This is a genomic window from Methanolobus sp., from assembly GCF_030682845.1.
In the GTDB taxonomy this organism is placed as follows: domain Archaea; phylum Halobacteriota; class Methanosarcinia; order Methanosarcinales; family Methanosarcinaceae; genus Methanolobus.
On the sequence record NZ_JAUXNK010000096.1, the window covers coordinates 44027 to 57984 of the forward strand.

Genomic DNA, 13958 nt, shown 5'->3' on the forward strand with positions numbered 1-13958 from the left:
CATATTGACAACTGCAATCGACATTATCGGCAATGTGTTCTTTTTAGCAGGTATATTGTTCGTGTTCGTGGGAATGGTGGGCCTAATGCGGCTGCCTGATGTGTATAACCGTCTCCATGCAACCACGAAGATAGCGACGCTTGGTACCTTTGGTGTCATGCTCGCAATCGCAATAAAGGCCGGCTTTTCGACAATGGGTCTAAAAGCCATAACTGTCGGCATATTCCTGCTCCTGACAGCTCCTGTAGCAGCACACATGATAGCAAGAGCTGCCCACAGAAGTGGAGCCAAGATGTGGACGGGCTCTGTAACTGATGAGTATGAAGAGGATAATAAGAGAGAGAAAGAGAGCCAAACCTAACCTTCACAGCGGCACTCAAAACATATTTTCATTTCAGATTTTAGTTCCTGACTGTTTGAATCCTGGAGAGGCACACTTTATAATGAAGGATGGATCTAAACTATCTCTTTTGGGAAACTTAATTTTAGATACTTCATCTCCGTTACTTTACCCCGAGTATTATTGTGAGCGGGTTGGGGAGTGGGGGTTAGTGTGGGAGTGGGGTTAAAAATAGACCCGCTCACTGAGAGCATAGAAGTCATTATCGTATATAAGCATTGTTATTTTGTTTTGCCGAAAATTATGAAAGAAGAGCCACTATTGCGTATAGTTTAGAATGAATGGGACCATATATGAATGAAGTGCAGGTGAACACAAAATTTATCTGCCTGTTAATGCATAATGGGCTCGACAGAAATGCCGTTTTTGAAAGAACAGACCCATGACAAGAACCCGAATATTCCCCATCAATAAAATCAACTTCCATGACACTTTAAAGGAAGCTGCAGCCATCATTGATGATGGGGGATTGGTGGCTTTCCCGACTGAAACGGTCTACGGTCTGGGAGCTAATGCACTTGATACAAAAGCTGTGAGGGGTATTTTTGAAGCAAAGGGCCGGCCGGCTGATAACCCTCTCATAGTGCACATTTGCTCAAAGCAGCAATGCTGCGAGCTTGCCCGCAATATCCCTGAGAAAGCTTTTAAGCTTATGGAGAAATTCTGGCCTGGCCCTCTCACGCTTATTTTAGAAAGACAGGAAATCGTGCCTGATGTGACAACAGGCGGACTGGATACAGTTGCCCTGAGAATGCCCGACAACGAAATAGCACTCGGGATAATAAGGGTATCAGGAAAACCCCTCGCGGCCCCCAGCGCCAACCTCTCCGGAAAGCCAAGCCCTACGACCGCGCAGCATGTCATTTCAGACCTCTGCGGCAGGATAGATGCGGTTATTGACGGCGGGACCGCAGAGATAGGCCTGGAGTCAACAGTCATAGATATGACATTGCAGGTACCTGCCATACTCAGGCCCGGCAGGATAAGCCGGGAGGATATAGAGAAGGAGATAGGGAGTATAACAACAGGATATCTGGATGGAGGTCATCCGGACTCAGCGGCTGTTCGTTCCCCGGGAATGAAGTACACACATTATGCGCCCGATGCAACCGTGATACTCATCGAAGGAGCAAGTGTCAACGTAGCCCGCAGGATACAGGAGATGCTTAAGACATATGAATCCGCAGGACTGAAAGTAGGACTGCTTTTAACGGACGAGAGCAATATGACCATCCATCAGGATGACCAGCTCTCACTGGGTAGCAAGGACAAGCCTGCTGAACTGGCCTTCAACTTATTCTCAGGACTGCGTTCCCTGGATGCAAGAGGTGTGGACATTATACTCGTTGACGGTTCTTTCAGCCGCCACGGCATCGGTGAAGCCGTCAGTAACAGGATACGTAAAGCAGCCCGCTCGATCATAAAAGTTTGAAAACAGAACAACTGGAGGAAAGAAAATGAAAACAGAAAAAAAACAGGTCATGCAGGAAAAACAAAAGAACATTGCGATTCTTTACAGGAACAGAAAACTGATAAGGATCAATCTGCTGATATTAAGTTCCGGACTTGCACTTTCCTATCTTGAATATGAAATCATGGAATATGAGATCGGTGAGCCTTTGCTCTGGCTTGGGATCATCATCTTCGTATATACCCTGGTAACTAATTATATTGCAAGATCAGCACTGAAGAAACTCTGATCTGAGGTGGCATTCATGGCACTGTAAGAAAAACAATGCCATGCGGACTTTTTTGGGCTGCACAATATGGTTGCATAGAATATCAGGAGAATATAACAGTTGTTAGTAGCAATGTTTCTTACCCATTTATTGCCACATGAAACAAATAAAATCTGGTGGTCAGTGTTGTCCTGAGATATCTCAGAGATTGATATAGTTACCACCAAGTACCACCTTACTGCGAAACATGGAGTTGGGAAACAGGCGTGAGAACATACGCTTGTTTCCTTTTTTGTAGGTTCGATTTTCCTGTTTAAGGTAATTGCCACCGGCAAGACCACACCTGCGATGCCTGACCAAGCCCATCTTAGTGGTAATACTACATGTTCCTTTTAGTTTTATATACCTACCCCGTTGCGCCTGGAGAAAAGCCCTGATGTATTCCAACCGTCGTGTGCTTTTCTCAAACCCCGGACAAGACAGGCAGTATCCTTATCAGCTTCAAGAAAGTATGAATGAATTTTTGTTTCTTACATATCATAAGTAACTAAGATTCTTACTTATTTATTAGATTAAATTCCATATACTCTACGGGATTAGAAGAAGGGTATTGGACGGGATAAGTGGGGAAGGCGGCGTAAAGTGATGGCCTTATTATCATTTGTCAGATAACCAGGAGCAAACGGAACTTCCGGCATTCACATAGGCAATAAGGCTTCACTTTACAGAATATGCACGATGTTGCAAACCGACCCAATGCTCCTGTGGAGGCCTTACAGAAAGTATAGCCTACCATTGCAAGCATCAGCAATACATTGTTCAGTTTCAGCCTCACTCCAGATTGTTGATCCAAACGGAGATGTGATTCATATCAGAAGAAGTAGAACTGCCATCAGCGTGGAAATATTAAGGGCTGCCATGGAGGGAGCAAAAAAGACCCATATAGTCTATCGTGCAAACCTTAACTTTGAAGTTGTCAACAGATATCTTACAATGTTAGAAGAAAAGGGGCTTATAGAGAAGAAGGACAGCCTCTATGTGACAACTGAGAAAGGAAAGGAATTCCAGGAAATTGCACAGGAACTTGGATTATAAGAAGAGATATTCATCAGTACCACCTGATGAGATCCTTCCACCGGCGATGGCTGTTAATCTATTCTAAGACTTCCATTATTGTCAGGCAATGCATTACCCGGCCAGGGATAGCCCGAGGTTATAAGAATCTCAATACCTTTTTAACTCATAACCAGTATTATCCTATGTCAATACTGTATTAATCCATGTCCTTGCATTGATAAAAGTTAAAGGAAGGAACATACTAATGCTGGAGATCAACAATCTGACAGTCGAAGTCGGCGGTCGCAGGGTGCTGAAAGGTGTAGACCTCAAAGTCGATGCCGGCTACACCAATGTACTGTTCGGGCCAAACGGCGCGGGCAAGTCCGTACTTCTTATGACCCTGATGGGATTCAGCGGTTATAATGTTATTAGCGGAGAGATTATTTTCAAGGGTGAGGATATCACCCGCCTGTCTGTTTCCCAGAGAGCACAGATGGGAATGGGCATCATGACCCAGAGGCCTCCTAACCTCAGTGGCGTCAGGCTGCATGACCTCCTGAAGGTGATATCAAAAGATCCGAAAGAAACAGAAGAGCTTGCAGAGTCAATTGATATGGTAAGGTTCTTTGACAGGGATGTCAATGTAGGGTTTTCAGGCGGCGAGATAAAGAGATCGGAGCTTCTCCAGCTGTCAGCGCAAAATCCAGATTTCCTCCTGCTTGACGAACCCGAATCAGGAGTGGACCTTGCAAGCATCGAGCTTCTGGGAAACACGATCAATACTCTCCTGAACAGGGATTGCAAATGCCCGGGAGACAGGTGCAGGCATGGTAAATCAGCGCTTGTGATAACCCACACCGGACAAGTTCTGGACTATATTGAAACCGACAGAGCTTACATTCTTTGCAACGGGACTGTGATGTGTTCGGGTAATCCACGCGAAATGCTCAGCGAGATCAAAGAACAGGGATATGAGGAGTGTATCAAATGCAAGCTGATGCAGATATGAGGAAGAAGGCAGAAGACGCCCTCGGGAAAAGCGCCGCTTACGGAGAGGACTTCAATCTTGATGAATACAGCGCAGGTGCTACCGATGTCCGGTACGAGCAAAACCTGACAGATCTTACGGAAGAAGACAAGAGGACACTGCTTAATGTAGGCTTCACTCCGGGAGAGGAGAACAGGTCAGGAAGCCTCATAATGGTCGATAATACCATAGCCCATACATCGCTGCATGATAAAGACGGTGTCGAATTGATGTCTCTCCGGGATGCAATGAAAGTTCACAGCTGGGTAAAGGATTATATGTGGAAGCTCATAAAGCCGGATGCAGACAAATACACTGCGATGAGCTATCTGCAGGATGCTAACGGCTATTTCATCCGGGCCCCGGCAGGCAAGAAGTCAAAGATGCCCATACAGACATGCCTCCTCATAGGCTCAAAGCAGGTTTCGCAGACAGTGCACAACATAATTATTGTAGAAGAAGGAGCCGAGCTTGAAGTGATAACTGGCTGCTCTACAAAGCATGGAGTGGAAAAAGGCCTCCACCTTGGTATTTCAGAGATGTATGTGAAGAAGGGGGCAACACTCAATTTTACAATGATCCACAACTGGGCTGACCAGATAGGTGTCAGGCCAAGAACTGTCGTTCATGTTGAGGAGAATGGCAAATACATTAGCAATTATGTGACCCTGAAGCCAGTCAAATCTATCCAGGCTTACCCGACAGTTCTCCTGGAGGGGAAGGGCGCGTTCACAAGGCTCAATACGATAGCTGTAGCTCATCCGGGTTCGGAGCTGGACCTTGGAAGCCGGGTCATCTTCAATGCAGAGGACACATCAGCCGAGCTGATATCGCGAACCATCACAACAGGTGGCGTATCCATTGCAAGAGGAGAAATGATAGGTAATGCCAATGGTGCCAAAGGCCATCTGGAATGCCATGGGCTCGTGCTGAGTGACAAGGGCACACAGAGAGCCATCCCCATACTTGAGGCAAATGTCCAGAACATAGAGCTTTCCCATGAAGCTGCCGTTGGCCGCATCGCCAGGGAGCAGATAGAGTACCTGATGGCCCGCGGACTTACCGAGGAGGATGCAATCGGCATGATTGTCAGGGGCTTCCTTGATGTTGGCATCCAGGGCATACCCGATGAGCTCAGAGCAGATATTGACGAAACCATTGCAAAGATCGGAGAGAACGCGATCTGAACCACATATAATGTGTAGTTACCTTTAATAAATTAACTTTAACAAGAGGATATTAATGAACCAAAAATTAATAGGCATCTTTCTGGCTGCCATTATGCTAATGTCGGTAGGGACATTCTTTTTTGCCGGCCCTCTGTCCAACCAGAGCAACAATGGGAATGATGCCTCACAGGCACCCGGATTTGAAACTATACCCGGGACAAAGATGAGCCATGAACTGAACTCACTTCAGGACGGGCTGGCCATTACACCGGCGGGTGTGACAATCGTTAGTTATGTCGATTATTCCAGGGTATATGGGACACCACTCCAGATACTGGCACCCAATATCACCGATGTATACTCGGTTTACAACTCGATGATCATTAAGAGGTATTCCGCATATAATACTGCCGAAGATTTTGCATTCGAAGCTCATGTGATAAACCCAGAGGTTATAAATTTCAATTATATGCTTGCAGAACAGCCATATAATGGGTATTACATGTTATCCCGAAATGGTCAGGTGTATAATATTGTAGGCAATCCGATGCTGCTTGGTCCACAGGAATCACTCCAGCAGGTAATTGACGTAAAATCCGGCACTCTTGAAAGCTCCGGGGATTTTGAGAGAATAATGCCTTATATCGAAGCTGGTGCTGAATACCAGATGCTCACTTCCGCGGACAGACTTGCTGGCCAGCACTATATGGAGTTCAGGTATACAGCTGACGGGAACTATACAAGGACAGAGGTATTTGTTGAGCCAGAGCAAAGCCTGCTTGACAATATAACGGCCCTGGGTGCAAATAGTTCCGAGCGCGGACTCGCGTACAATGTAACTACGCATGATGACGCAAATATAACAAAGGTAACTGTAACGACCAATGCCTCGAACTTTTACAGTCTGGCACTTGAACAGTTCTGGTGAGTTCATACCAGAGATTATCAGGAATTTCGGTGGGAGTCATTCTCACCACCTTTTTTGGTAAGATTGCGCCTTTTGCCACAAGATTTATACATGAATAGATTGTTTTGGAATCAAACCGCTATTTGCCGAAAGATATATATCTGAATGCAACGGTTGATAGCCATTACTTTGGCATATAACAGTGTCAGTTAGTGATATTAATTTGTAGCAATCATAAAATTGGCCAAATTAGTTTCAGGCTACTGTCCTGACCTGCAATGAATAATGAAAAACCGCATTTCTCGCGGTTTCGAAGGAGATTAATAATATGGCAGCAAAATTTGACGTTCCAGAAGAATTAGCAAACAAAGCACTTGAGAGCGTAGAACTCGCAAGGGACACAGGAAAACTGAAGAAAGGCACAAACGAAGTGACAAAAGCAATTGAGAGAGGTATTACAAAACTCGCAGTCATAGCTGAAGATGTAAGCCCTGCTGAAGTCATAGCCCACCTTGCACCACTCTGTGAAGAGAAGAACACTCCGTACATATTCGTCAAGCAGCAGAAAGAACTTGGTGCAGCTTGCGGCATCGGAGTAGCCTGTGCAGCTGTTGCCATCATTGATACCGGCAAGGGCAGCGGACTTGTTGAAGACATAGCACAGAAAATAAGTGCATTGAAATAATCTGATACATGAGGTATCATTATGGCAGATGAAGATACAGGCTATGCGGCTGAAGTCATTGATGTTATCGGCAACACCGGTATGCATGGCGAAGCTAGCCAGATACAGTGCCGTGTGCTTGAAGGGCGCGACAAAGGCCGTATAATCACCCGCAACTGTGTAGGGCCGATCAGAGTAGGAGATATATTGATGCTGATCGAAACATCCAGAGAAGCCAAGAAGCTAACTACCAGGTGATTATAGTGGAACAAAGAAAATGTTCTTTTTGCGGCAAACTCCTTGAACCGGGAACAGGCAAGCTCTTTGTGAAGAGGGATGGATCAACTTATTTGTTCTGTTCTTCAAAATGCGAGAGCAACTTTGATCTTGGAAGACTTCCAAGGCGCACTGAATGGACCGAGCAGGGCAGAATACATTTGAAGAAGGCTTAACCCGGTGTCAGGCATGGAACAGACATATATTATGATCAAGCCCGATGGCGTACAGCGCGGGCTCATCGGAGAGATAATCTCAAGGATCGAGAAGCGCGGCCTGAAGGTTACAGCCATGCGCCTGAATGTGATGAGTTCCGAGAGTGCAAAAGAGCACTATAAGGAACATGCAGAGAAACCATTCTTTGCATCCCTCATAGAGTATGTCACATCAGGACCTTCAGTCTCAATGGTGGTTGAAGGAAAGAATTCAATCGCCATCATGCGTGCGGTCAATGGGGCAACCAACCCTGTAAATGCACTTCCGGGCACCATACGGGGAGACTTTGCCATCGAGACCGGAAGGAATGTTGTCCATGCATCCGATTCGCCGGAATCGGCCAAACGTGAGATCTCGATCCACTTTAAGGATACAGAGATTGTCAGTTATTCAAAGATAGATGAGGTTTGCCTTTACGAGTAAACTTTAAGACAATTCCGGGCACCTTCTTTTTAGATAATGCCCGGAACATCTTAATAGATTAGTACCGGCAGTCAATCATATTTGAAGGGATGCACATGGCAGTCAAGGGAAACTTACGCACACCAATTGTCTCTGTAATGGGACATGTAGATCATGGAAAGACTACATTGCTTGACAAGATCAGAGGCAGTACTGTTGCTGACGGGGAGGCAGGCGCCATTACCCAGCACATAGGTGCGACCGAAGTTCCCATTGATATTATAGTAAATAAGTGTGGCAATCCATCGCTCCGGGATAAGTTCATTGTGCCCGGCCTTTTGTTCATTGACACACCGGGGCACCATGCTTTTACTTCACTCAGGAGTCGCGGTGGAGCTCTTGCGGATCTTGCCATAGTTATCGTGGATATAAACGAAGGTTTCAAGCCACAGACTATAGAAAGCCTCCAGATCCTTAAAAGGTTCAAGACACCTTTTGTGGTCGTTGCGAACAAGATCGACAGGATACACGGCTGGAACCCGCAGAAGAACTCCACTTTCGTGCAATCATATAACAAGCAGATCGAAAGGGTAAGGACCGACCTGGACAGGAAGTTCTATGAGATCGTAGGGGAGCTGTATAAACTGGGATTCAACTCCGAAAGGCATGACAGGATCAACGATTTCCAGCGGAACATTGGGATAATCCCAATCAGCGCTATGACAGGAGAGGGCATTCCTGACGTTTTGATGGTGCTTCTGGGACTTGCCCAGAGATTCCTCGAGGCAAATCTCCATTATGACGCAAACATCCCCGGAATTGGCACCGTCCTTGAAGTAAAGGAAGAGAAGGGGCTTGGGACAACGATAGACGTCATTCTTTATGACGGGACCCTTAAAAAGGGAGATACTATAGTTGTCGGAAGCCTTGGAAAACCTATCCAGACCAAGATCCGTGCACTATTGAAACCTCGCCCGCTTACCGAGATAAAATCCGAAGAGAGATTCGAGCAGGTCCCATTCGCTACAGCAGCCATAGGCGTGAAGATATCTGCACCCGGGCTTGAAGGTGCACTTGCCGGGTCTCCCGTCAGGGTCGCAACGCCTGAGACTATCGATGACATCACCCAAGAGGTACAGAGTGAGATAGAAGATGTCCAGATAGACACTGACTCAATGGGAATTACAATAAAAGCGGATACTATAGGTTCTCTTGAGGCCATTGTCAACGAGCTGAGGAAAGAGAATATACCCATCAGAAAAGCGACCGTGGGAGATGTATCCCAGCGTGATGTTGTGGAAGTTTCAGCCATCGAGGACCATTCCTATGGAGTGATCATCGGATTCAACATAAAGGTGCTTCCAGATGCAAGAGACAAAGTGCAGGATACACATGTCAGGCTTTTCCAGAATGATGTCATATATCGTTTGATAGATGACTACAAGGACTGGGTGCAGGAGCAGAAAGAACTGGCTGAGAAGGAGATGGCTGACACTATCATAAAACCAGGAAGGTTCCAGATATTGCCAAACTGTACATTCCGGCAGAGTAAACCTGCTGTCGTAGGTGTGAAAATAATCGGGGGAGTCGTCAGGACAAAACTCGATATAATGGCACTTGATGGTACCATCGTCGGTAAGGTTAAAGGCCTTCAATCCAGCGGTGAAAATATTTCGGAGGCAAAGGTCGGCATGGAAGTTGCCATGGCAATAGAAGGCCCGACTGTCGGAAGGCAGATCAAGGAAGGAGATACCCTCTTTATCAACGTCCCGGAACGGCATGCTAAGAAGATGGAAAATGAAATTAACGACTCATTGACGGCAGATGAATTAGAGACACTTGAGGCGTTCCTTGAATTCAAAAGAAGGGGTAATCCCTTCTGGGCAAAATAAGTATTCAGGGTAACGCATGATCATAGATATCACAGGAACGTAGGAACGAACAAAAAATTGGAGGAATAAATATGGCAGATTTCAAAATAGTAGTATCAGACCCGAAGACAAAATCATATCAGTTCAATGTGACAGGACCGGAAGCTAACAAGCTTGTCGGAAAATCCATAGGCCAGACCGTTGACGGCGCAATCGTCGGACTCCCAGGCTATGCATTGAAGATTACAGGCGGAAGCGACAAGAGCGGCATGGTCATGAGACCTGAGATCCCCGGTCCAAGGAGACAGAAAGTACTTGTTGCACAGGGTGTAGGTTACTCTCCTGTCGCAAGCGGTGTCCGCCGTAGAAAAATGATGCGCGGAAGGGAAATTGCACCGGACATAATACAGGTCAACACAGTTGTCGTTGAATATGGTGACAAGGCCATCGAAGTCATCGTTGGTGGCGGAGAAGCAGCAGCAGAAGAGTGAGCAACTCACTCTTCATACTAATTTTTATCACTTTTTTACTCGTTTGCTTCCTTTTACTTGTCTACTTTCTATTTTAATTGATCTTATGGGCGCCAAGCACAAGCGGCTCTTTCCTGCAGAGAATACCATTTACCTCAAAAGATACATTCAGGTTTCCAAGGTCTGCCTTTCCACGTGTCATAGGCCTGATAGCAATGGAAACATAACGCGAAGCTGAGGGTAGTAACCTCTCAATAAGAACTGTCGGGACATCACACTCGATCTGTGAAGAGAAGCAGCTAGAGAGAGTTATATTGATCAGTGGTTCATCCGAGCGGTTCTCTACAATGAAACCGAGAGATGCAGGGATGCCCTTGTAAAGGGTTTCCGGCGTATTCATCCTGACATTCAGCTCCGGAGCAAATATCCGGCGAACATCGAATCCAAGTGGTCCCGCATTGCAGACATTACCATTCATCCTGTACTCGACACTTAAATGACCTACACTTATCTCGCCGATAGTCTTAGGAGTTATGTTAATAGCCAGTGCCTGCCCGGACCCTGCCTGCATATTACCAATACTAAATGATGTCACATCCGGGTCTATGTCGTCCCTGAAAGAACACTTTACCTGTATATCATCCAGAGAAAAGGAAAGCCTGTTCATGATATATATCCCCAGGGGAGCCTCTTCCCCGAATTGCAAGGTATCCGCAATACTGGTATTCACATACAGGCAGGAGCAGATAACATTACACAAACCAATCGGAAGGTTGGTCTTTGTGTATTTCTGCCCACGTATCTCAAAATACAGGTCCGCTGTGCCCATGGAGCTCTTTCCTGTATGCAGAGGGATAAAAGGCATTGATACGTATCCTGAAGACCCTCCTGCAATGGTGCCAAGAGGAAGTTGGGAGCCAGCGCACTTGAAAGAGCCATGGAACACCCATCTAAGCCATACGTTATTGATATCGGTGTCAGTAGGGTTGTTAACACTTAAAGTCAATGCACACGGAAACCCTGCTTCCGTACTTGCAGGATGGTCATACTCCACGGCCACCGCATCACATACCTGCATCCCAAGGAACCTTCTCTTGCTTATTCCCCAAGTCTTCTCATATACCCAGAAAAGATAGATTGGCGTGTAAGGAAGTATGACAAACACGAGTAAAGCCAGCATAAAAACTGGCACTGATAATGGCATAACTTCCAACATTAAGGATGAAATGCTAAGGGGCATCAGGGAATAAGCAAGGGCTTGCAGGCCAATGCCAAAAGACAAAGGATGTAACATTCCCACTAAAAAGAAAGCCAGCCACATTACCCATACAAGAGAGTATATCTGAAAAATGGCTCCACTTGTTCCACCGGCCCTGTTGAAAAGAGCATAGGAAAGAGAAAACGTGAATCTATTAGTTATTCTAGACAGCCTCATTCAATCACTATGTGTAATTATTAAATGAAATTAGATTTGCCTATATAAATATATAACTTACAATATAATACAATGATTACCTGTTCCGGGAGCAGGAAAAATAAACCAAGAAAACAAACTGAAAATGTTCCTTTACCTAACAGAATCAGGATATAAACAAGTACTTATACTTGAAGTACGTAGCAACTATCGTTATGTTTTGTCGGACATAACACTCCAAACATTGCTACTTGGAAATGATGTTAGGTTCGCAAGAACCTAACACATTCCGCCCTTCTGAAACAATAAAAAGCAAAACCATGAATAGAAAAGTTGATCATATCAGCTTCTTTCCGGCTTCAGGTCCACTTTTACATTCAAATACATCTGTTATCTTCATTTTTAGAAGATATCTTGCAGGGAAGCGGTCACTCTTTGCTTTTACTATCTTGCGCATCTCATCATATTCCTCACCACGGTCTATGGTCTTTATATCGCCTTTTATCTGGAAGCATCCGTTAATCTCAGGCCCCCATACATAAATAGCACCTTTTGGGTTTGCCCTGAGGTTCTCCATAGTCTTGAGGAAGTAGTTGTCAACGATCCATATTGTCTCAGCATCTTCCTGAAGCATGCACATCCCTATAGGGATTACATTTGGTACGCCGTCTTTGGAGGCTGTTGCGAAAGGGAATATCTTCATCTTTGCGAATTCTGCTTTAATCTCATCTGTTAATTTTACCATTGATGTCACCTCTGCATATCAAAATATAAGACTCAGGTAATCTACACATCAATTAAGTTTAAACTTTTTCATCAGTGATGAATATAGGGAAAAAGAGAAAAGGAAAAACATTGGAAGCAATATCAGAATAACTTGTCAAGGAAATACTGATGCACCCTTGTATCAAACGTAAGTTCCGGATGGAAAGCCAGTGCCAGGATGTTTCCCTGTTCTGCAGCCACCACCATGCCATCCATCTTTGCCAGGATAGTTACATCCTCCCCGCATCCAACAATGCCGGGCGCCCTGATGAAAACGGCATTGTATGGGGAATTAAGGAAAGTAAGCTCAAGCCCGGTCTCAAAAGACTCACGCTGTCTTCCAAAAGCGTTCCTGTTCACCTTCGTATCCATTATTCCCAGAAGATGCTGATGGGTCTTTCTCACCTGCTCATCACCTTCCTTTGCGAGCAGGATCAGGCCGGCGCATGTTCCCAGAATGGGTTTCCCTAAGAGATGCATTTGCCTTATCTCATCCGCAATGCCCTCCCGTATAAGCAGACGGCCCAGGGTTGTACTCTCCCCTCCTGGAAGAATGAGTGCGTCACAATCGAGTACAATGCCCTTGTGCTTGATGGTCACGATATCGGCAGACTGGCCGCGCTCCTCCAGCGCCCTGACAAGCGCGTCCACATGTTCGGAAACATCACCCTGTATAGCAATTACACCTATGAGCATAATGGCTCCGTTATTAAAAAAGATAGAGGATGGATATTACCATCCACGTGTCTGAAGGACCTGGTCCTGAGGAATAGTGTCAACACTGATGCCCTTCATGCCAGCACCGATGCCCTTTGATATCTTGGCAAGCACTTCAGGATTGTCGTAATTGTTCACTGCCTCGACAATTGCCACTGCCATCTTCTCAGGTATCTCTGCCTTGAATATACCGGAGCCCACAAAAACACCGTCAGCACCCAGGCGCATCATGAGGGCTGCGTCGGCAGGTGTTGCAACTCCACCCGCTGCAAAGTTAACTACCGGCAGACGCTGCATCTGTGCAGTCTCGACCACAAGCTCAACTGGAGCTTCGATCTCACGGGCAATCCGTGTCATCTCTTCTCTGGTCATACCCTTAAGTGCGCGTATCTCACCCTGGATCTGCTTCATGTGCTTGACAGCTTCACTGACATCGCCGGTCCCGGCCTCACCTTTTGTGCGTATCATGGCTGCGCCTTCATTCATACGGCGGAGAGCCTCACCAAGGTTCCTGGCACCACAAACGAAAGGAACAGTAAAATTGGTCTTATCGATGTGATATTTATGATCAGCCGGGGTGAGCACCTCAGACTCATCGACCATATCAACACCAAGGGCCTGCAGTATCTCAGCCTCTACAAAGTGCCCGATACGTGCTTTTGCCATCACCGGAATGGTCACGGTATCAATGATATCGGCGATTATCTGCGGGTCTGCCATCCTTGCGACACCGCCTGCCTTCCTTATGTCTGCGGGCACTGCCTGCAGAGCCATTACAGCAACTGCTCCTGCCTCCTCTGCAATGCGTGCCTGCTCAGGAGTGGTAACATCCATGATTACGCCGCCTTTCTGCATCTTTGCAAAGCCGCGTTTGATAAGTTCCGTACCGTGTCTTAATTTCTCGAGTTCCATAACATCATCC

17 protein-coding genes are annotated in these 13958 nt (G+C 46.0%); 13 read left to right on the forward strand and 4 right to left on the reverse strand.

Annotated features, from left to right (window positions below; all coding sequences use genetic code 11):
- The first annotated feature begins 4 nt into the window (after positions 1–4).
- The 13 genes from mnhG to Q8J68_RS13280 all read left to right on the forward strand — a co-directional run bounded on the left by mnhG (position 5) and on the right by Q8J68_RS13280 (position 10161).
- A complete protein-coding gene (gene mnhG / locus Q8J68_RS13220) occupies positions 5–361 on the forward strand; it encodes a monovalent cation/H(+) antiporter subunit G (protein WP_305311982.1) in 357 nt (118 codons plus the stop codon).
- 421 nt (positions 362–782) lie between these two features.
- Positions 783–1832: an L-threonylcarbamoyladenylate synthase gene (locus Q8J68_RS13225; protein WP_305311983.1), complete on the forward strand. Its 1050-nt coding sequence runs from the start codon at positions 783–785 to the stop codon at positions 1830–1832.
- Positions 1833–1857: 25 nt separating this feature from the next.
- Entirely contained in the window at positions 1858–2100 is a 243-nt protein-coding gene (locus tag Q8J68_RS13230; protein WP_305311984.1) for a hypothetical protein, read from the forward strand.
- A gap of 717 nt (positions 2101–2817) precedes the next feature.
- On the forward strand, positions 2818–3174 hold the full coding sequence (locus Q8J68_RS13235; RefSeq protein WP_305311985.1) for a winged helix-turn-helix domain-containing protein: 357 nt from the start codon (positions 2818–2820) through the stop codon (positions 3172–3174).
- A 226-nt stretch (positions 3175–3400) separates the two neighbouring features.
- A complete protein-coding gene (locus tag Q8J68_RS13240) occupies positions 3401–4147 on the forward strand; it encodes an ABC transporter ATP-binding protein (protein ID WP_305311986.1) in 747 nt (248 codons plus the stop codon).
- Positions 4126–5352: a SufD family Fe-S cluster assembly protein gene (locus Q8J68_RS13245; RefSeq protein ID WP_305311987.1), complete on the forward strand. Its 1227-nt coding sequence runs from the start codon at positions 4126–4128 to the stop codon at positions 5350–5352. The genes Q8J68_RS13240 and Q8J68_RS13245 overlap by 22 nt, the downstream gene beginning before the upstream one ends.
- Before the next feature lie 55 nt (positions 5353–5407).
- Positions 5408–6262, forward strand: a complete 855-nt coding sequence (locus Q8J68_RS13250) for a hypothetical protein (protein WP_305311988.1) — start codon at positions 5408–5410, stop codon at positions 6260–6262.
- Between the two features lie 307 nt (positions 6263–6569).
- The gene (gene rpl7ae / locus Q8J68_RS13255) at positions 6570–6926 is read left to right on the forward strand and encodes a 50S ribosomal protein L7Ae (RefSeq protein ID WP_015054765.1); all 357 of its coding nucleotides are present in this window, start codon (positions 6570–6572) and stop codon (positions 6924–6926) included.
- A 21-nt stretch (positions 6927–6947) separates the two neighbouring features.
- Positions 6948–7163, forward strand: coding sequence for a 30S ribosomal protein S28e (locus Q8J68_RS13260; RefSeq protein ID WP_015054764.1), 216 nt, complete (start codon positions 6948–6950; stop codon positions 7161–7163).
- Positions 7164–7168: 5 nt separating this feature from the next.
- Positions 7169–7357 carry a 50S ribosomal protein L24e gene (locus Q8J68_RS13265; protein WP_305311989.1) on the forward strand — a complete coding sequence of 63 codons (189 nt, stop codon included), beginning with the start codon at positions 7169–7171 and terminating at the stop codon, positions 7355–7357.
- A gap of 13 nt (positions 7358–7370) precedes the next feature.
- Positions 7371–7820 (forward strand): nucleoside-diphosphate kinase, encoded by a 450-nt coding sequence (gene ndk, locus Q8J68_RS13270; RefSeq protein WP_305311990.1) that lies wholly within the window; start codon positions 7371–7373, stop codon positions 7818–7820.
- 95 nt (positions 7821–7915) lie between these two features.
- On the forward strand, positions 7916–9691 hold the full coding sequence (gene infB, locus Q8J68_RS13275) for a translation initiation factor IF-2 (RefSeq protein ID WP_305311991.1): 1776 nt from the start codon (positions 7916–7918) through the stop codon (positions 9689–9691).
- Between the two features lie 71 nt (positions 9692–9762).
- The gene (locus Q8J68_RS13280; protein ID WP_305311992.1) at positions 9763–10161 is read left to right on the forward strand and encodes a 30S ribosomal protein S6e; all 399 of its coding nucleotides are present in this window, start codon (positions 9763–9765) and stop codon (positions 10159–10161) included.
- A 73-nt stretch (positions 10162–10234) separates the two neighbouring features.
- On the opposite strand, the gene Q8J68_RS13285 is transcribed toward Q8J68_RS13280, so the two are convergent.
- From Q8J68_RS13285 to pdxS, 4 genes are all read right to left on the reverse strand, one after another.
- Positions 10235–11320: a hypothetical protein gene (locus Q8J68_RS13285; protein ID WP_305311993.1), complete on the reverse strand. Its 1086-nt coding sequence runs from the start codon at positions 11318–11320 to the stop codon at positions 10235–10237.
- A 571-nt stretch (positions 11321–11891) separates the two neighbouring features.
- Positions 11892–12299: a pyridoxamine 5'-phosphate oxidase family protein gene (locus Q8J68_RS13290; RefSeq protein WP_305311994.1), complete on the reverse strand. Its 408-nt coding sequence runs from the start codon at positions 12297–12299 to the stop codon at positions 11892–11894.
- 122 nt (positions 12300–12421) lie between these two features.
- Positions 12422–13015, reverse strand: coding sequence for a pyridoxal 5'-phosphate synthase glutaminase subunit PdxT (gene pdxT, locus Q8J68_RS13295; RefSeq protein ID WP_305311995.1), 594 nt, complete (start codon positions 13013–13015; stop codon positions 12422–12424).
- 36 nt (positions 13016–13051) lie between these two features.
- Positions 13052–13948 carry a pyridoxal 5'-phosphate synthase lyase subunit PdxS gene (pdxS, locus tag Q8J68_RS13300; RefSeq protein WP_305311996.1) on the reverse strand — a complete coding sequence of 299 codons (897 nt, stop codon included), beginning with the start codon at positions 13946–13948 and terminating at the stop codon, positions 13052–13054.
- Positions 13949–13958 lie beyond the last annotated feature (10 nt).